Source organism: Candidatus Enterococcus leclercqii, from assembly GCF_009933135.1.
GTDB classification, from domain to species: domain Bacteria; phylum Bacillota; class Bacilli; order Lactobacillales; family Enterococcaceae; genus Enterococcus_C; species Enterococcus_C leclercqii.
In genome coordinates, this window is the sequence record NZ_MAEH01000022.1 from 1 (window position 1) to 17,728 (window position 17,728).

At 38.3% G+C, this 17,728-nt stretch carries 18 protein-coding genes and 1 pseudogene; 2 read left to right on the forward strand and 17 right to left on the reverse strand.

Translation table 11 applies throughout. The features are described 5' to 3' along the window. Positions 1–333: 333 nt before the first annotated feature. The 16 genes from BAU14_RS14090 to BAU14_RS14160 all read right to left on the reverse strand — a co-directional run bounded on the left by BAU14_RS14090 (position 334) and on the right by BAU14_RS14160 (position 14,195). On the reverse strand, positions 334–561 hold the full coding sequence (locus BAU14_RS14090) for a hypothetical protein (RefSeq protein WP_161900755.1): 228 nt from the start codon (positions 559–561) through the stop codon (positions 334–336). Positions 562–719: 158 nt separating this feature from the next. Beyond that, positions 720–1,190 (reverse strand): GAF domain-containing protein, encoded by a 471-nt coding sequence (locus BAU14_RS14095; protein WP_161900772.1) that lies wholly within the window; start codon positions 1,188–1,190, stop codon positions 720–722. Between the two features lie 196 nt (positions 1,191–1,386). Beyond that, complete coding sequence (gene yqeB, locus BAU14_RS14100) at positions 1,387–2,208, reverse strand: selenium-dependent molybdenum cofactor biosynthesis protein YqeB (RefSeq protein WP_161900756.1); 822 nt, start codon at positions 2,206–2,208, stop codon at positions 1,387–1,389. Next, positions 2,196–2,939 carry a selenium cofactor biosynthesis protein YqeC gene (gene yqeC / locus BAU14_RS14105; RefSeq protein ID WP_161900757.1) on the reverse strand — a complete coding sequence of 248 codons (744 nt, stop codon included), beginning with the start codon at positions 2,937–2,939 and terminating at the stop codon, positions 2,196–2,198. The genes yqeB and yqeC overlap by 13 nt, the downstream gene beginning before the upstream one ends. Further along, complete coding sequence (locus BAU14_RS14110) at positions 2,927–3,190, reverse strand: DUF3343 domain-containing protein (RefSeq protein ID WP_161900758.1); 264 nt, start codon at positions 3,188–3,190, stop codon at positions 2,927–2,929. Before BAU14_RS14110 ends, yqeC begins: the two co-directional genes overlap by 13 nt. A 10-nt stretch (positions 3,191–3,200) precedes the next feature. Then, on the reverse strand, positions 3,201–3,797 hold the full coding sequence (gene yedF / locus BAU14_RS14115; protein ID WP_161900759.1) for a sulfurtransferase-like selenium metabolism protein YedF: 597 nt from the start codon (positions 3,795–3,797) through the stop codon (positions 3,201–3,203). Positions 3,798–3,850: 53 nt separating this feature from the next. Next, complete coding sequence (gene selD, locus BAU14_RS14120) at positions 3,851–4,873, reverse strand: selenide, water dikinase SelD (RefSeq protein WP_161900760.1); 1,023 nt, start codon at positions 4,871–4,873, stop codon at positions 3,851–3,853. Positions 4,874–4,889: 16 nt separating this feature from the next. Continuing rightward, positions 4,890–6,038, reverse strand: coding sequence for a selenocysteine lyase SclA (gene sclA / locus BAU14_RS14125; RefSeq protein ID WP_161900761.1), 1,149 nt, complete (start codon positions 6,036–6,038; stop codon positions 4,890–4,892). Between the two features lie 37 nt (positions 6,039–6,075). Continuing rightward, entirely contained in the window at positions 6,076–7,092 is a 1,017-nt protein-coding gene (gene xdhC / locus BAU14_RS14130) for a xanthine dehydrogenase accessory protein XdhC (RefSeq protein WP_161900762.1), read from the reverse strand. A gap of 883 nt (positions 7,093–7,975) precedes the next feature. Continuing rightward, on the reverse strand, positions 7,976–8,746 hold the full coding sequence (locus BAU14_RS14135; RefSeq protein ID WP_161900763.1) for a CPBP family intramembrane glutamic endopeptidase: 771 nt from the start codon (positions 8,744–8,746) through the stop codon (positions 7,976–7,978). A gap of 403 nt (positions 8,747–9,149) precedes the next feature. After that, entirely contained in the window at positions 9,150–10,328 is a 1,179-nt protein-coding gene (locus tag BAU14_RS14140; protein ID WP_161900764.1) for a tyrosine-type recombinase/integrase, read from the reverse strand. A 102-nt stretch (positions 10,329–10,430) separates the two neighbouring features. Beyond that, a complete protein-coding gene (locus tag BAU14_RS14485; protein WP_420022098.1) occupies positions 10,431–10,700 on the reverse strand; it encodes a helix-turn-helix domain-containing protein in 270 nt (89 codons plus the stop codon). Between the two features lie 556 nt (positions 10,701–11,256). Continuing rightward, complete coding sequence (locus BAU14_RS14145; RefSeq protein WP_161900765.1) at positions 11,257–11,493, reverse strand: helix-turn-helix domain-containing protein; 237 nt, start codon at positions 11,491–11,493, stop codon at positions 11,257–11,259. Beyond that, a complete protein-coding gene (locus BAU14_RS14150; protein WP_161900766.1) occupies positions 11,493–11,909 on the reverse strand; it encodes an RNA polymerase sigma factor in 417 nt (138 codons plus the stop codon). Before BAU14_RS14150 ends, BAU14_RS14145 begins: the two co-directional genes overlap by 1 nt. A gap of 1,047 nt (positions 11,910–12,956) precedes the next feature. Continuing rightward, positions 12,957–13,292, reverse strand: coding sequence for a hypothetical protein (locus tag BAU14_RS14155; protein ID WP_161900767.1), 336 nt, complete (start codon positions 13,290–13,292; stop codon positions 12,957–12,959). A 663-nt stretch (positions 13,293–13,955) separates the two neighbouring features. Further along, the gene (locus tag BAU14_RS14160) at positions 13,956–14,195 is read right to left on the reverse strand and encodes a metal-dependent transcriptional regulator (protein WP_161900768.1); all 240 of its coding nucleotides are present in this window, start codon (positions 14,193–14,195) and stop codon (positions 13,956–13,958) included. 231 nt (positions 14,196–14,426) lie between these two features. On the opposite strand from BAU14_RS14160, the gene BAU14_RS14165 reads away from it, so the two are divergent. Both BAU14_RS14165 and feoB read left to right on the forward strand, forming a co-directional pair. Then, complete coding sequence (locus BAU14_RS14165; RefSeq protein WP_161900769.1) at positions 14,427–14,663, forward strand: FeoA family protein; 237 nt, start codon at positions 14,427–14,429, stop codon at positions 14,661–14,663. After that, on the forward strand, positions 14,650–16,551 hold the full coding sequence (gene feoB / locus BAU14_RS14170) for a ferrous iron transport protein B (RefSeq protein WP_161900770.1): 1,902 nt from the start codon (positions 14,650–14,652) through the stop codon (positions 16,549–16,551). The genes BAU14_RS14165 and feoB overlap by 14 nt, the downstream gene beginning before the upstream one ends. Positions 16,552–16,956: 405 nt before the next feature. On the opposite strand, the pseudogene BAU14_RS14410 reads toward feoB, so the two are convergent. Next, a pseudogene (locus tag BAU14_RS14410) lies at positions 16,957–17,284 on the reverse strand (integrase core domain-containing protein); the annotation flags it as partial. Positions 17,285–17,728: the final 444 nt, after the last annotated feature.

Here is a 17,728-nt window from a genome sequence, read left to right on the forward strand (position 1 = left end):
ACACTATTTGACGAAGAGCCGCTTTTTTTAGGAGTTTTTAGCGAATAAGACTTTTCCCGGGGCAAGAAAATGAAATAATCAAACCGACTGATGGTAATCAATCATTATGTATATGCCTTTACTTATGTTTAATCATATTTTTTTAATTAGTAATTTTCAATATTCTATACTCCATTCGACAATGTTTTTCAATAGTTTTAACAACATAAAAAAGCAGCCGTAACCAGCGGCTGCTTTCCTTGATTAGCGGAAGTCCTGTTTTCTTCCGCTAATTTCTTTTTCATTTTTCCCCCGCCTGTTTTCAGGTGAATAACTCCCTTAAAAAGAAGTGAATCAGCTGAAGAAACATGAAACCAGTGCTTTGCCATAGACTTCATCATAGCGAACCACGACTTTGCCGCAGCGTTCCTGGATTTCATCGTAGTCAATGTAGTCGTAGCGATCAACATTAACGATTACACAATTTTCAAGCTTTTTAATGACCTCTCCAGTGACTTTGCGCTGTAGTCCGACCGGTTTGCATTCGTAGGCTTGGCCTAGTTGGATGTTCTCGCGATTCATAGTGTTCTCTTCCTTCTTTCTAATCATTTTGTAATTTTATAATACCACCTGCTTTTTCAGGTGTCAACAATTATTCTAATTTTTTTCTCCTTTTTTTTTAATTTTAAACCAATCAAAAAGACATTTTCCGAAATCATTCGGAAAATGTCTGCTTTTTACTATTTTTTTGCTTCTAACAATACTTGCACATACTGTTGTAAAAATGCTTGATCTACTTCGTCATACATCCCCACAACTCCAGCATCAATATCCAGCACGCCTACGAGTTGGTCATCTTGTACCATCGGGACCACAATTTCACTCATGGCAGCTCCGTCACAGGAAATATAGTTTACGTGTTCTTTGACATTTGGTACAACCAATGTTTCCCGACGTTGGGCACTTTCCCCGCAAACGCCTTTTCCCATTTTGATTCGCGTACAAGAAACGCGTCCTTGAAATGGACCCAAGACCAGCTCTTCGCCATTGAATAAGTAATACCCGGCAAACACCGTTTCTTTCAAGGTCTCATTTAAGAGTGCTGAAGAATTCGCTAAATTAGCCAACCAATCCGTTTCTGCTTCTAATAAGCCTTTTTGTTGCAGCAATAACAGCTCATATGCTGAGCGTTTTTCTTCTGCCGTCCACACCATATCCTGATTCCCCCTGTAGCTTATCTCCATTATCAAAACCTATCTTGTGGAGCTTTTTGATTTGTTCCCAATCATACCACCCGTATCATCTACAAGCAATCATTTCTATCCCGAAACCAAATAAAAAGGCTTCTTTTGATCAGAGAAACCAAAAGAAGCCTTTTTCATTACACTAAAATACTTGAACCAACATTTAATAGGAAACACTTTGATTACGTAATCCCCAGAGAGCTGCCTCCAATGCAGCGCCGCCTAATCCTCGAGCTTTATCGGAAATGGTCTGATAGTCCACATCTTCCCTTGGGCGGGGATCGACATCTGCCACCTTCAATCCTTTAGGAATCGTCAAGCCTGCTTGAATTAATCCTCGTAAAGTACCATCTAAAGGCGAATAGACCGGTGTGGTATCCACATAAAAGATCAATTCGCCGGCAGTCACCTGATCCCCAATCTTTCTGACATGTTTTACGACACCGGCTGCCGGTGAGTGTACAACCCGCTCACGGCTCTTGCCCCCCAAAATTCCCGGTACCCCAGTATTTGGCAGTGCTTCGCCCGCAAATATCAATCGTCCCAATCGATGACCTCTCATTGTTTCTATCACGACATTTACATCTTGTGGTGCCGAAAATCCTGGACCCAGTGCAATCGTAATCGGTGCCAGCTGTCGATTTGTCCCTAAATTTTTCTTAGCAATAATCGCGTCTACCAAGACTGTCGGTTTCAATTTTTGCAAAGATTTCCCTAAAGGATCAATTAGTAAAGGAATTTCCCCTGCTGACCAGATCGCCTCACACTGGGCGACTTCAGTAATCATTCTGGCAGTCAGGTCTTCTACCTGATACATTCCCTCATAAACGGCCGAGCATAGTGACACTGTCCGCCTGATTGCTAAAGGCTGTTCTGTTTCTAAAATCACAACTTTAAAGCCGCTTCGATGAAATTTTTGGATGACGCCAGTGGCCAAATCTCCACCGCCTCTCACGACAACAAGCGTCTCTGCTATTGTTGCCATATACTCACCCCGCTTCCCTTCAGTGCGCTGCCCACTATCACCGTTTGCAGTCGCGTCTTGATTTCCGGTGACAGTCCTTCAAAAATAGCGGCTGCGTCACGAAAGTCCTCTACTGTTTCCCCTTGATTAAAAAATAAGTGAATAGTTCCAGCTGCCTGTCGTAGAATACCTTGGGGGTGCTCAATCATCCGCTGCAGGTGGGTGATCTGCAGTGCGTCCCCGACTTCTGCTCCCGTCAATTTTAGAAATAATGGCAATCGGTGGACGGTTTCTTCGCTGATTCGCAGCCCAATCCCAGAGATCGGAATCACCAAGATAGTCGCCGTCGTTTCTGGCAGAATCACTGGTTCCTGTTGTGACCAGCCCTTCAATGGGAGCTGTCGGGAACCGTCTGCTTCCAAAATCACTTTGTCATACTGACCAAATGACTCTTGAAATTCAGGTGCCCCAGGAAGTGAAAGTTTTTTTACCTCATTTTGGCTAACGACCTCACCAGCAACAGTGATTCCCGGAACTTCCTCTGCCAATCTTGCGAAATCTTCTGTAACTAATCGATCATAGGTTTCTACAGGCGGCATCGCAATTTTAGTCGTAGTACCCACCAAGACCCGCTCGCCCTCTTCTTTATAGCTGTTGGCTAAGTAGCGACAGAGACTAGTTTTTCCCCCAGAGCCAATGACCGCAATCACTTGGTGGCCGTTAAGTCCAAATAGTTTCTTTAAATCAGCCATGGCAGATACTCCTTATTGCCGTCTGTCTCATCAATCTGATAAACCGCCGCTGGCATTGCACCACCGGCTGTCAACAAGTCCACTGCAGCTGTTGTTTGTTTTCGAGGAATCCGCAAGCAGATCCCACAAAGTGAGCCCCCCAGTTTAACCGGCAGCGGCATGGGAGAAACCGGAATTAATTTGTCTTGCAACAGTTGCTCAGCTTTTACTGCAAAGTGGGTATTGGCAAACGTCAGCAAATTCATCTCCATCTTTTTGACCTCAGACCGAGATGGCTTTGTCGGCTTTTTGCTGCATTTCGCTAATCGCATACATATTAGTGATCTCACCGATTGCCAATTCGTCTTTCTTTTCATAAAAGTCGATACACGTACCGCAGACATAGATCTTGGTTCCTTTAGCGACTAAGGTTTCTAAATCTGGAAGTGATGACGAATCTCGGAGTGTCAAAAAGATTCCTTCATTAAAGAAGATCAATTCTGTAGGAACTTCAGAAAGTTCCGTCAGCGAATACAGATAACTTTTCATTAACAATGCGCCAAGCTGCGGGTCGCCTTCTCCTAGATGTTTTTTACCAACCAAATAGGTAGTGACAGCTTTTGCAGAAATCGGAACACTTTTTTCTACGTTTGCTTCTTCAGTAAGAAACAGCGTGATTGTGAAGCGGTCAGTGGCTAACTTTTTTCGTTGCGTTGGGATCTCCAAACCAGAAGTCAGTTTTTCAATATTGTTCAAAGCAACTTCATTGTCTACTAGAACTTCAATCTCACCTTTATGCCCTCCCATTTCTTTGATGGCTTTTTTTGTCTCAATCACTGGGATTGGGCAAGGCTTTCCTAATGCGTCGATGCGAATCATGTTAACTCCTCTTTTCTTTCAATATAAAACTCAGAACAAAGCTTTCCGATTCTCTACAAAATAACGATTGCTTTCTCGCCACGCTCATCAGCTACCATGCCGATAATCGCGGCTGCCGGATCATCTTGTTGGATAGACAACAGCAGTTCCTGTGCATCTTTGGCTGCTACGCTGATCAATAATCCACCTGAAGTCTGAGGATCAAGCATGATTTCTTGATACGCAGGAGCGACTTCTGTTAAGTCCACTTTACCTGCTACAAATTGACGATTTCGTTCTCCTCCGGCTGTTGCCAGATATTCCTCTGCGTAATAAAAAGCTTGGGGCAAAAGTGGCAAAGAACTCGTATCAATCACTAACGTATGCTCACTTCCTGCCATCTCCGACACATGTCCCAATAAGCCAAAACCCGTAACATCTGTACAAGCATGAACAGCATAGCCGATAAGCTTTTCGGCAGCATATTTATTCAGACGACACATGGAGGCCAGTGCGGCTGCTTCGGCTTCCTCACTTGCCAAACCGACGCGAGCCGCTGACTGTACCAGGCCGACACCAAGCGCTTTTGTTAAAATCAAGGCGTCACCTGGTTGCGGCGTGTCATTTTTCAAATAGTGTGCCGGATGGATTGTGCCTGTGACAGCTAAACCATATTTGGGTTCATGGTCATAGATGGAATGCCCGCCAGCAAGGCTTGCCCCTGCCTCAGCTACTTTTTCAGCACCGCCTGCCAACATTTCCGCCAGCATCTCTTTAGGCATTTTTTGTGGAAAGCACACCAAATTCAAAGCGTACAAGACTTGCCCGCCCATCGCATAGACATCGCTCATGGCATTGGCCGCAGCAATCCGACCAAACATCCGCGGATCTTCCACCATTGGAGAAAAAAAATCCACCGTTGAAATCAAGGCTTGCTGCTCATTTAGACGATAGACCGCGGCATCATCAGCTGTTTCAAAACCCACTAATAGATTCGGGTCTGTCGCATGAGGCAACGCCGAAAGAAAATCAGTTAATTCGCCAGCACCAATCTTGGCACCGCAACCTCCCGAGGTACAACTTGATAAAAATGACATGCTCTTCCACCTTCTATTACACTTTCAATAGTTTATTCAATGCTAAAAGTGTCTTGTCGATTTCATCTATCGTCGTGTCCCAACCAAAGCTGAAACGAACGGCGCCACTAGCAAGGGTCCCCGCAACTTCATGTGCCCAAGGAGCACAATGGAGGCCATTGCGAGTAACAATGCCATAGTCTGCAAAAAGAGCGAAAGCAAGCTCGTCACAACTGATATTTTGAGGTACGACTGAAACCACTGGTACACTGCGATTAGCTAGTCCTGTTCCCAATAGTCTGACTGGCAGCTGCTGGAGGCCATCAATAAATCGCTGCGTCAGCCCTCGCTCATGGTCAGCTACCTTGGCAATTGTTTGTTCTTGCAGCCAGCCAAGACTAGCCGTCAAACTACGAATCCCCATATCATTTGGTGTTCCCGGCTCGAAGCGATCCGGCAACACAGTGGGCATCTCAGCCAACTCAGAAAAGCTGCCCGTCCCGCCAGTCAGCCAAGGCTGAATTCTTTTTACAGCCTCTTCATTTAAGACAAAGCCTCCGATGCCGGCCAATGCCAGTAGACTTTTGTGACCGGTAAAAGCAATCACATCTGCCTGCAGCGCCTCCATGTCAATCGGCAAAAAACCAGCTGTTTGGGCCGTATCCAAAACCGTCAATAGCCCCTTTGCTTTGGCAATCTCAAAACATTTTTCCACCGGTTGAATCGTGCCTAAGACATTTGAAGCATGAGTCATCACCAGCATTTTCGTATTCGGACGAATCATTTTAGAAATAGCCGCTGGATCCACACATCCGGTACTGTCGCAAGGTAACCGAGAGTACTCAATTTCCTGCTGTTGCAGCTGCTCCAATGGCCGACTAATCGCGTTATGCTCGACAGACGTAGTTAACACATGGTCCCCCGGCTGCAAGCCCCCTTTTAAAATCATGTTCAAAGAGGTCGTCACATTTGGTGTAAAAATCACATGGCTCGCATCCGTTGCTGCAAAAAATTCTGCAACAGCCGTCCGTGCCTCAAATGCATTCTGAGCAGTTCCTTGGCCTAGAAAGCTTCGTTGTAAAGCAATTTCTTCATTTTGCTGGAGATAGCTAACCAAGGCTGCTATCACAGCTGGAGGTTTTTTCAGAGAAGTCGCTGCATGATTCAGGTAGATCTGTTCTGCCATTGTTGCATCGCCTCCGCTTCACAGACGGACCTTACCGTCACTTTTTTTCTGCTCGTGCTAAAATCAATTCACCGGCAATACTGATCGCCAATTCCGCTGGTGACTCGGCTTTGATTGGTAACCCGATTGGCATATGAATACGCTGAATCTGTTCCTTGGTATAACCGGCTTCCTGTAATTTTTGAATCATAACTGCCACTTTATGGCGACTGCCCATTCCCCCTAGATAATAAGCTGGGGTCTGCAGTAGCTGCTGGTGTAGCATCAGGTCATACAGATGTCCCCGAGTCATCACCACTGCATAGTCGTGTTCTGTTAAGTGGACGACTTGAGAAATGTCTTCGAAATCCACCAGCAACCTTTCCTGAGCCTCTGGAAATACCGCTGAAGTCAAAAATTCCGGCCGATCATCCAATACAACGACCTGAAAATCTACTTTCGCCAAAACAGGAACTAACGCTTGTGCTACATGTCCCCCGCCGAAGACATATAACCTACCTGGTTGCTGTAGTTTTTCTAAGAAATATTCCTTCTCTGCGACAGTGATCAGCCCTGCTTGCCAATCTTCGAGATCTTGCCGGGTCAAATTCCTCAATGCGTCTCCACCAATCCAGCCACTATCTTCGCTGAAAAAAGCAAGAGCAGGTTCTTTTGGATCCAAGGAAGAAAAAAGCCAACCGCCAGAATCTTTTGCAAAAGCCGTCTTTACTTGCCGGATGATTTTCTGAATATTGATATCTTGCGGATCTAAATACTGAAAGAGCAAAGAGACCTTACCACCACAGACCATGCCTAAACCAGAGGCTTCCTTTGGTGTCAGACTGTAGCTCTTCACTTGACTACTCTTTTCTTGAATCATCTGAGCAGCCAACTCTTCTGCCAAGTACTCCACCTTGCCGCCGCCGATTGTTCCACTCTGTTGACCGGATTTAGTGAAAATCATCCGTGCTCCTCGTTTGCGGGGAGTCGATCCCGCACTCTTGACCACAGTTACCAACATTACTGGTTCTTGCTGTTGGAGAGCGACTACTAATGCATCAATAATATCTTTCATTTGGTTCATCCTCACTCCGATTACTACTGGTCAGACGTACCACCAGCATAGAAAACGCTATCACGTTCTTTCTTCCAAAGTATAACACTGGCACTAAAAAAATACAATTTCACCTAAAAAATATTCTGGATGATTTTTTGACGAATTGGTCTATTCGCAAAATTCCAATCCAGTGATTTGGGCACGGCTCAACAAAAACCACTAACTGAAAGAAAAAACTCACTCTTTTTAATGAGTAAACACAAGAAAAGCACACCAACAAATGATCTTCGTGGAGTATTCGCTAAGTGAAGACACGGCCAAGGATGCAGTCAGCTGGCTATAAAGTGGTTCACGCTGTTTTCCCTGTACTTGGGTATAGAAACCGAAGCAGTCAAGTATTTTTGTATCAAATTTAAAAGTAAAACCTGAGCGTTACACTGACTGTGGAAGGTCTGCTGTGAAAACGACAATCTCGCAGAATACTACTTATTGAGGAATAAGAGACAAAACTTATGCAAAAAATGGCTTGATGACAAACTATCCCTGTCGTTTTCTATCAACAAATAGAGCCAAAACAAAAGAAGCATCCTCCAGAGCAATTCCTGTCATACTAAAAAATAACAGAAGTGCTTTGCAGGTGCTTCCTCGTTGAAATTTTCTCTCCAAATCGGCCTTGTGAGACAATTCCGTCCTTTTACGTATTGCGCCAAGCTAAACTCATTTTCATTATAAAATAAATAAATTGTAAAAACGAAGAGAAAAGACCAAATATTTTCATAGAAGTGTCTGTCCAAATAACCTTGTTCTTAAAAAGCCCACTTGTTTCTTAATATTCGCCCTTCTCTTTTCTGGGCCACTTATTCAGACGCCGCAAAATATCTTTCATTGAAATAAGCGATTCTTAATGCGCCAGCGCTACAAAAGCCGCATAGAATCCAATAAAATCATAGATATAATGAACTAAAAAGCTGGCCCAAATAGATTTTGTTCTCATAAAAGCAATCGTCATGACCATCCGACCAAGAAATAATCCAATAATCGCATAGCCCACATTATAGTCGTAAGTTGAAATGTGATAGACTCCGAACAAAATTGAGGATAAGACCAACCCGAAAACTAGTGCAGTTTTTCTAGACCAGTTCCAATGATTAGCTAATTGAGTGAATGCGAGAAATGAAATGATGGCTAAAAATTCTTCTCCTAATAGTTGGATTAAATCTGTTACACGCGCTAAAAGAAAAGCAGCCCATCCATTCTCATGATGAATATTAATTGCTGCATTCGGATTAACTTCATGGCCGAACAAGGCATCTGTGATTTGACCGGTAAAATAATTGGCTAGAAAAGCAGCAAGGATCAGTAAAAGAATAAACCAAATATCTTTTACTTTGATGGGTCGGAATAGCTTACGCCAATCTTTTCCAACCGCCCAATAAACACCTAAGAAATTAATGGCTAGAAATAGTAACGCTGGCATAATCTGCCGACTAATGGCCATTATCGAAACATCGTACAATTCGCTATTTGATAATGGCTTGAAAAGCGGAATACTTGATAACACCGGCGTCGTCAACAACACAAATGACAAAACATTTGCTCCTAACATCTTCAACCAAGCACTGAAAGCCAGTTTCGGTCGACTGTCAAATATATACGGATAATCTGTATGCATAATTACTTCCTCCAATTCAGAACTACATTCAGTTTAGCTGAATCATCTTAAAAATTGAAATAATTCAGTTTAAACAAAATCGTTTTTCAATAAACAAACGAAATAGATTCAAATGATTGAAATAAGGTGATGCATAGTTAATTTTTTTACTGCACTTTAAGTACCTAAAAAACAGACCAGTCATGTTCTAAACTGCAATAGAATCAAGAAAAAGACCACTGATTTAACAGTGGTCTTTCGTCATTCATATAACAGATATTAACGACGGATTTCTTTGATACTTGTGAAAAGTCGTTAAAGTATTGATATAAAAGGATTTTTTCTACCTCTGACTACATATTGACTAACTTGATAAAAAATCATTTTTCAAGAATCTTGTAATACCAGTGCTTTTACCATTTTTTTAACTCTCTAAAGAACTAAAAGCAATCAGAGGTTTTACCTTTTCATTTGACGTTAAGTGGCGATAAATTTTCGAAGTTGTTTGGTCAGTATGGCCTAAGCGATCCTTCAAGACTTCCCAGCTACAGTGCTCCGCTACTAAACTTGCCATTGTATGACGAGCTAAATGAGTATGAAATGGCTTATTAATTCCTGAGCGGTTCACACACCGTTTCACATGATCGTTTACATACTCTCGACGATAAGGAACACCACGTTTACTAGAATCAAGATACACAAATAAATATGTTTCTTCTATAGTAAGCCTGTGATATTGTCTCATCTCATCCAAAGCTTCAATCAACTGTTGTAGCTTTTCCATAACTAGAGGAGTTACTAAAACTCGTCTAGCAGAGCTAACTGTCTTAGTAGTTTCAATTCGAAAATCCTTACTCTTACCTTTAACTGCTGTTTGCTTATAGAATAGAATTTCATTTCTTTTGAAATCTATATCTTCAGGCTGTAAAGCAAGAGCCTCGCTGACACGGCAACCAGTGTAAAATAGAACATGGAATAGTACAGACATTGGTAACTCCTCATGAACAATGCCATAATTCAGAAAAGTTCTTAATTCATCAACAGTAAGAAACTTGTCCTCAATATTATTCACGGCTTCTTTTAAATCAGTTACCGTTAACTGATATTTTGGTATTCTCACAGTCTTCATTGGATTTTCACTCATCAAATTCATTCTTTGACAGTATTTGAAAACCATATTCAGAACTTGAATAAGTGATTGTAAACTATTTTTGGCATAGCCAACATTTGTTCCATTAACGCCACATTCCTTTAGAGTAAAAAGCAGTTCTTGAAGGTATTCTGGTGACAAATCAGACAACTTTTTATCACCAATCCATCGAACAATAATTTTTAATTGTTCTTCTCGCTTATCATAGGTTGTTTCCTTTTGCTCATTTAATGAGCGATAATATTGGAACCATCTCGCGCCTATATCACTAAACCTCTCGCTATTCGAAATTAATTGTTTCTTGTCTCTGTGCCGTATTTCCATTTGCAAATATGCAAGTTGGGCTTCACGCCTCGACTTGAAACCACGTCTAGTTGTTCGAAAAGCTTGAAAATACCATGTAACTCTCCCCGACGAACTTATTTGTTTCTTAAATCGATCTGTTTTCTTCATTGCTATCTCCTCCTAATTTGAAGGAACCCAACAGGTAGAAAACTCTTGAAATTCTCTCTATCTATATCATGATTGTATCGCAAATTAAAGGAAAGGAAAATACTATAAAGATCGAAAATAACGTATTTTCTCATGATAATCATCTGAATCACATTCCTGTATCCAATCTAACACTTTCTCACGAAGATAATGTCCTCTTATGCCGTTCCAACAAGGAGGAAAGTCTCCATTTGTTATCAATCGATTCAAAGTGCTCGCACTAATTTGAAACTCATTCATTAAATCTTGGTTTGTTAAAACTAAGGGCAGGCAGTGAAAATTTTTTAAATCACTGAACTCAGATTGAATCTGAGTTTTTATGGTAGAATAAATATTCTCGATTTCTTTGTCACTCACGTTAAACTCACCTACTTCATGTATCGTATTTTAACTATTGGATACTCCCAAAAAATGGTATACAAACGGTACATACTTCGGAACTTAATTTTCTAATAAAATTAAATACTCTTCATAAATTAATTATTTGACTGCGTCAATAAAACAATATAGTTCTCCCAATTGATTTACATTTTAGGAATTAGCTAAAAACTATCCCCATTCTTCTGCTTCATCACCTCTCTACCAGTGCCCTAGTCATAGGCATCATTGGAATTTCACCACCCCCCAAGTTTACGACGGGCCTTACGGAAGTATCATTATCGACTTTATCATCATTGCAGCAAATGACAAATTTGCTTTACTCATTCTTATTCGCTCGTGCAAAAAGCATGTTTTGGCAAAATAGCAAGAGCGTCGCTCAAACAAAGCCTTCGTCTGATAGAGATGTATTTAATTATCAAAGAACGAGTGACTTTTCAGCCTAGAGAAATAATTCATCCAATGAGCTATTTGACTCACTTCTCTAGACTGAAAATGGGAAGGAAGCAGTTTATTTAACTTTAAATACGAGAATTTTTTCAACTAACTTTGCTTCGATCTGATGGCACATATATTCATCAATGCAATATTTTTCATAGTTATCTGCCCCTTCGTAATACCCTTTGCAGAAACTTTGAATATAGGAATGATATTTGAGCAACACCTTATTTATTGCCTCCCGTTCGCCTTTTACCGCCAGAATTATTAAATTAAAAGATACAAGATTATCCGTTTGATTTTTCTTCACTAAGTATCACCGCCTAAATAATTCTTCAGATATTCTGTCGCTCTCTTTCTTCTATACCAAGCACCACTTAGACTGATCCCCATCAAATTAGCAATTTCTCTATCCTTAAATTCAAAATAGTAAAACAAAAAAATAATATTCCTGTCTGTATTATTTAGACTTAGCAAGGCTTCTCCTAGTACATCGTTGTGAACAGCGATGGTCTCACCTAAAATTTTAAATTGATCGAAACCAATTTCTGATTCCAATCCCTGATTATTATGAAATCTTTCATCTTCTATCACTCGCTCCAATGAAACTTCCTTTTTCAATAAAACTAACTTTTTACGCTGTAAATCAATCCCCTCATGTTTAATAATACTTTTACAGTAAGAATCAAAAATATGTTCAATTGATTCTCGATATTCTTTGTCCATATCAATAACCCTCCATACTGCTCCTTCCCATTGTTCAGGTGTTTGAATATGAAACAAATCTTTTCTTCACTATTACTACGAAATCAACCCAACGATTTTTCGAAAACTTTTGTTTTTTTAATAAAAAAACCCATACCAGATGGTATAGGCGCTTATTGTACCGATAACAATACATAATTATTAATAAAGTCGGTTTGAAGACACAATGTGCGTCAATCCTAAACTTTATTGTGAGAAGAATGGAATAGTTTCCCAATTGTTTTAAAAACTACTAGTATTTGAGCAGTCTAACTCAATTGCATTTTGATTTTGCGAAAAAATTAACATACTTGGTGTCAGTGCTTCATTCCCAATTACATAGTCCATACTCAACCTAACCATAATTTCAATTTTCGATAATCCCGAAGCATCCGATAACAACAACTGAATCATCAAGCTATTGCATAATAAGTTAACTCTTGAATTGAAATGCGTTTTTTTCTCGTAGAACCACTAATAATTTATAAAACGGATACTTTACTCTCCCTCAAATACACATATGAACAAGCAATCACGATTTTCCGAGTGTCTTAAAACCGTTCAACTCTTAATCATCTAAAACATTAACCTCATTTTTTTATATGTTCTTAGAAGCACCCAACGACGATATGTCAAATGACACTCTCAACCTAAAAAAAACGAGAAAAAATGAAAAACGTTTACTGTTAATTGAGTTTAGATAATTATGTTATTAATGTTTATTTTAGCTAATCCGTTTATATCCCAAATTTTTGTGACGACATGGTATCTTTCATGTTTATTAACATTATACCCATACAATAAATTTTCTTTTATTTACTTAATCTATGAGCCAATCGGTCAAATCACTTTAAATTATTTAAGAATTTAGAAAATACAACTCTTTTAATAATCTCGTTTTTAATCATTCTTTTTTCAATCCTCTTTTTTGTAAGTTCGCACATTTTTCTCTCCTTAGAATTTATTTATAGCTGAAAAATAAATAATAAATATTCTTTTTATAGATTAAATTTTTGAACACTATACGCTTCACTTATCTTTCTTCTCGGTCTCTTCTAACATCATAGAAAGAAATCCAAGGTCTATCTCTTCTGAATATGGACTGAAATGCTTGGAAAGAACATCACCACATTCTTCTAAAACCGCATAAATGTAACATTCCACTGTCCGAGATATCAACATTTCTAAATCTAGCTCTTCAACACTTTCAGTAGCAGTATTGAATTGATGATGCATAGCAGATAAATACTTTTCTATCTGTCTTTCATATTTTTTGTTATTCCAAGAAATATGAGCCGCTCCATGAGCAGCAAAAATATCAGATAATATTCGCCAGTCCAAATATTTTTCATTTTCTAAGATCACAACAATTTCCCCTCCTACATAATAAAATGTTCAACTTTCTCATTTTGTTCAGTTTTCTTATCCTTAGTTGTATTTCAGCTAAATTTTAGTTGTTTCTGTAGTTCAGACGAGTATTGTTTTTAATAATTGAGAATCCAAAATGGGCTATGTTGCTAGCTAACAGCAACGAAAAGTCTCCATTTATAAGATTGGGGGATAAAGACTAGAACATAAATTCAAAAACGTACCTCCAATCATATATAACCGTTTTTAAAATTCTATCGTAAAGATATTATGAATTAAACAGTCATATTAGTATTAAGTACAGCGGTAAATATCTTTGATTTAAAATATAAGAGTATCCAAAATAATGCATATTCAATATAGAGTTAATCCTTCTATTTGCAATATCCCCCGAAACTGGGCAAAGAGAATCTTTTAGATTCGTTACTAATATTTAATTAAATTACGATATATGCATAAGCATTCAATCATACTAAAACACTATTTTCTAGCGTCTGTTTTTAAAAGTATAGTGATTACTATCAGCAAAATTATAGAAAAAAATAGTAACCCTAGCGTTAAAAAAAAGTAAGCAAACATGCACTACCTCTCCTATTCTTGAGTCAAACAATAATTACAACAAATTGCCCGTTACCACTTCAAATAAACTCCGCTAATTTTTCATCCCCTTATATTTTTACTGTAATCTCCAATTAAATTTTCCCCCTTTTTTGTTAACTGAAAACAGCTCTTATTCAAATAACCTTCAAGTTCTAGCTTTTCCAACATTTCACTAACGGAGGACGGACTAATACCTAGAATTTTAGCTAAATCATTATTCTTGATTACCTTATCTTTAGCTGATAACTCTTGTATTACTAACAAATAAATTAATAGTGTAGTCGATTTTATTTTCACCATAGCAGCTCTCTCCTAATCATCTAAGAACATTACGATGCCCCTTTCCACGTGTTATATATCAAGAACCTTTTCAAAATCCAAATTGCCCTGTCTTTTTAAGGATAACCTAAAATTTTTTTTAGTTCAACTTAAATAACGATGAGAATTTGTAATTTCTACCTTGAACGTATAAAGTTTTAGCCATATAATAAATAAGTATTCGGTTTGCCTAAAATATAAAGGAGGTACAAAATGCAGTTACAAAATATCATTATGGATGAAGCGTATGATGTTGTATCAGTTAATCATCCAGATGCTGAAATGAATCGAAGGTTACTAGACTTAGGTTTTTATGAAAGAACTCCCATAAAAAAGATTCTAATAAGTCCAAAAGGGGATCCTATAGCCTACAGAGTACGCGGCACAACGATTGCTCTACGGAATAGCGATGCACAATATATCGAGGTGAAAAGATATGGAGATAACTAACTCTGGGTTTGAAATTCAAAAGAAAAAAAAGACTGATCGAACAATAGCGTTGGCCGGGAACCCCAATGTAGGCAAAAGTACAATTTTTAACGAACTAACAGGAATGAGACAGCATACCGGTAATTGGCCCGGAAAAACCGTTGATCTTGCCCAAGGATACGTTGAACACGATCATAACGGGTACGTCTTCGTCGATTTACCCGGAACTTATTCGTTGTTAGCTCATTCTCAAGAAGAAGAAGTTGCAAAAAACTTCATCAAATCCAAAGATGCAGAAGCAACGGTAGTTGTTTGCGATGCTACTAGTTTAGAGAGGAATTTAAACCTTGTGTTGCAAATAATTCGAATAACTCCAAAAGTGATTGTGTGTGTCAATTTAATAGACGAGGCAAACAAGAAGAAAATTTCTATTAATTTAGCTAGGTTAGAAATGCTTTTAGGCGTTCCTGTTGTAGCTACATCTGCTGCAAAAAAACAAGGACTAAATGAATTGATGGATACCATAGAAAAAGTGATAGGTAAAGAAGTTACTTCCAACCGAAATATGCGTAAGGCACTAGATCAAATTCATGAAGATACTCAAACTGAATCATTAGCACTTTTAGAAAGAGCATCTATTATTGCAAAAGAAGTAGTGAAATTTGAAAATCAGAATTATGATCGGAATGATCGTATCCTAGATAAAATATTAACTCAAAAAATTACTGGAATTCCAATGATGATACTACTACTACTAATTATTTTTTGGTTTACAATCGCTGGTGCTGATGGACCATCTGATTTTTTGGCTGATCACTTCAGCCAACTTGGAGAGTGGTTAACTATTCAAGCAACGCGACTAAATATTCCTAAAAATATCCAAAGTGTTCTTATTGATGGGATTTATAAAGTTTTATCTACAGTTGTAGCGGTAATGTTACCCCCAATGGCCATATTCTTTCCAATTTTCACAATGCTTGAAGATTTTGGTTATCTACCAAGAATAGCTTTTAATCTTGATAAGTATTTTCAAAAAGCTGGCGCATGCGGAAAACAAGCATTAACTATGTGTATGGGTTTTGGTTGTAATGCAGCGGGAGTTGTTGGAGCAAGAATCATTGATTCACCTCGTGAGAGACTGATTGCTATTATTACAAATAATTTTGTTCCTTGTAATGGTCGCTTTCCAATTTTAATAGCTGTAATTACTATGTTCTTTGTCGGATCTTCAGGAAGTTTAGTTAATTCAATAATATCAGCAATATTTTTAACATCAGTGATTGTATTAGGTGTTATATCAACAGTAGTTGTATCTCGTTTATTATCAAAAACTATTTTAAAAGGACTTCCTTCTTCATTCACATTAGAATTACCTCCATATAGAAAACCTCGCGTCGGTCAAGTGCTCGTTCGCTCAATTCTTGACAGAACACTCTTTGTTTTGTGGCGAGCTATCATAGTGGCCGCTCCAGCGGGACTAATAATCTGGATTCTAGCTAATATATCAATTGGGGAGCTATCATTGTTCCAACATATAACACAATTTATTGACCCCCTTGCAAAACTTATGGGACTTGATGGAACTATCTTAATGGCTTTCATTTTGGGGCTTCCAGCCAATGAAATAGTTATACCGCTAATGGTTATGGGATATATGGCGACAGGCACAATAACTGAATATAATTCGTTAAATGAGTTCCACCAACTATTGATTGATAATGGTTGGACGTGGTTGACAGCAATGAACGTATTACTATTTACGCTGTATCATTGGCCTTGTTCCACTACGCTTTTAACAATTTATAAGGAAACCAAAAGTAAAAAATGGACATTTGTTTCCTTCATCGTACCAACCATAATAGGCGTTGCAATTACTATAATCACCACCACCATTGTTCGTGCATTCTAATTTACGTCTCAAACGTATTAGTTACGTCGTAAAATATTTGAACATAGTAAAAAATATATCCACAAGCTGTATTCCGCAAAGAGTTAACTTTTCCTGAAGGCTCTAACGGGCTGTAAACGTCGATATAACAGTATTTTATTGCTTTAGTAAATACTGTTATATTCCATTAATTTTTTGTTAATTGTAGTTAGTTTTGATTTAGTTTTGAGCTGTTTTAACCAGAAAAATATCGATATTTTGAGAAAATCCAGTGAGGAAATTGCGATCTAGAATGAATACTTAAAATCAACTAATAATTCTTTTGTTTATGTCTATCATTTTAGACTTACATTAAATACTAGAAGCATATATTTTTAGCTGATGAAGACTAGTTATTTAGATTTGAGTCAATATATTAGACACATTTTAGTAGAAATGGTTACCCCGTTTTCTTTTTGATAGGTTCTCAAACTTCTGTGAAGTTAGATAGTCAATCGAGTTATGAATTCGATTACGATTATAGAAACCTTCAATGTAGCTAAATAGCGCACGATTTGCTTTTTCAAAATCTGAGTAATTTGTTGTATATACTCCTTCCTTTTTTCAATGAAGCATGAAAAGATTCGATACTTTCATTGTCATAAGGTGTTCCTTCTCGACTATAGGAATGCCTTATTTTGTTGGTTTTAAGCCATTCTTCCACTTCGATTCCTGTATACTGGCTGCCGCCCAAATCAGTGTCTAGAATCATTCCTCCGGAATGTGATAATATATGTTTGTCTCTACGAAAAGTTGTCTGAAATTTGATACTAACACTAAAAAATTGAAGTCTACTTTTCAACAGACGTTTACCAAAAGAATATGGAAATTTGATCTGTCTACAATAAAAAACTCCTTTCGATAAAATAAATGGTTGATAACCATTTATCGGTATATCGTAAGGAGTTTTTATCGCTAAAACATCTTTTTCCACCATAGAAACATGATTTTTATATACTTTCCAAAAGATATTGGCTAAAAATCATTGATATAAATACCTAAAGAATACTATTATGACCCACTAACATGCATTCTAGGAGTCGTTGCCAATATCTATCAAAGTCAATATAAATATTGTTTATTTCCTGATTCATCGTGTTGAGGCTAAACTATTAATTATAAAAAATGAATAGAAGCATAACACTCCACAGGCGTATAT

Coding starts and splice junctions, on each gene's coding strand:
- BAU14_RS14160 (WP_161900768.1), bottom strand. CDS start 14,195: ATGGTGAAAATAAAATCGACTACACTATTAATTTATTTGTTAGTAATA.
- BAU14_RS14140 (WP_161900764.1), bottom strand. CDS start 10,328: ATGAAGAAAACAGATCGATTTAAGAAACAAATAAGTTCGTCGGGGAGA.
- BAU14_RS14150 (WP_161900766.1), bottom strand. CDS start 11,909: ATGGACAAAGAATATCGAGAATCAATTGAACATATTTTTGATTCTTAC.
- sclA (WP_161900761.1), bottom strand. CDS start 6,038: ATGGCAGAACAGATCTACCTGAATCATGCAGCGACTTCTCTGAAAAAA.
- BAU14_RS14135 (WP_161900763.1), bottom strand. CDS start 8,746: ATGCATACAGATTATCCGTATATATTTGACAGTCGACCGAAACTGGCT.
- selD (WP_161900760.1), bottom strand. CDS start 4,873: ATGTCATTTTTATCAAGTTGTACCTCGGGAGGTTGCGGTGCCAAGATT.
- yqeC (WP_161900757.1), bottom strand. CDS start 2,939: ATGGCTGATTTAAAGAAACTATTTGGACTTAACGGCCACCAAGTGATT.
- BAU14_RS14110 (WP_161900758.1), bottom strand. CDS start 3,190: ATGGAGATGAATTTGCTGACGTTTGCCAATACCCACTTTGCAGTAAAA.
- yedF (WP_161900759.1), bottom strand. CDS start 3,797: ATGATTCGCATCGACGCATTAGGAAAGCCTTGCCCAATCCCAGTGATT.
- feoB (WP_161900770.1), top strand. CDS start 14,650: ATGGAGATAACTAACTCTGGGTTTGAAATTCAAAAGAAAAAAAAGACT.
- BAU14_RS14090 (WP_161900755.1), bottom strand. CDS start 561: ATGAATCGCGAGAACATCCAACTAGGCCAAGCCTACGAATGCAAACCG.
- BAU14_RS14165 (WP_161900769.1), top strand. CDS start 14,427: ATGCAGTTACAAAATATCATTATGGATGAAGCGTATGATGTTGTATCA.
- yqeB (WP_161900756.1), bottom strand. CDS start 2,208: ATGGCAACAATAGCAGAGACGCTTGTTGTCGTGAGAGGCGGTGGAGAT.
- xdhC (WP_161900762.1), bottom strand. CDS start 7,092: ATGAAAGATATTATTGATGCATTAGTAGTCGCTCTCCAACAGCAAGAA.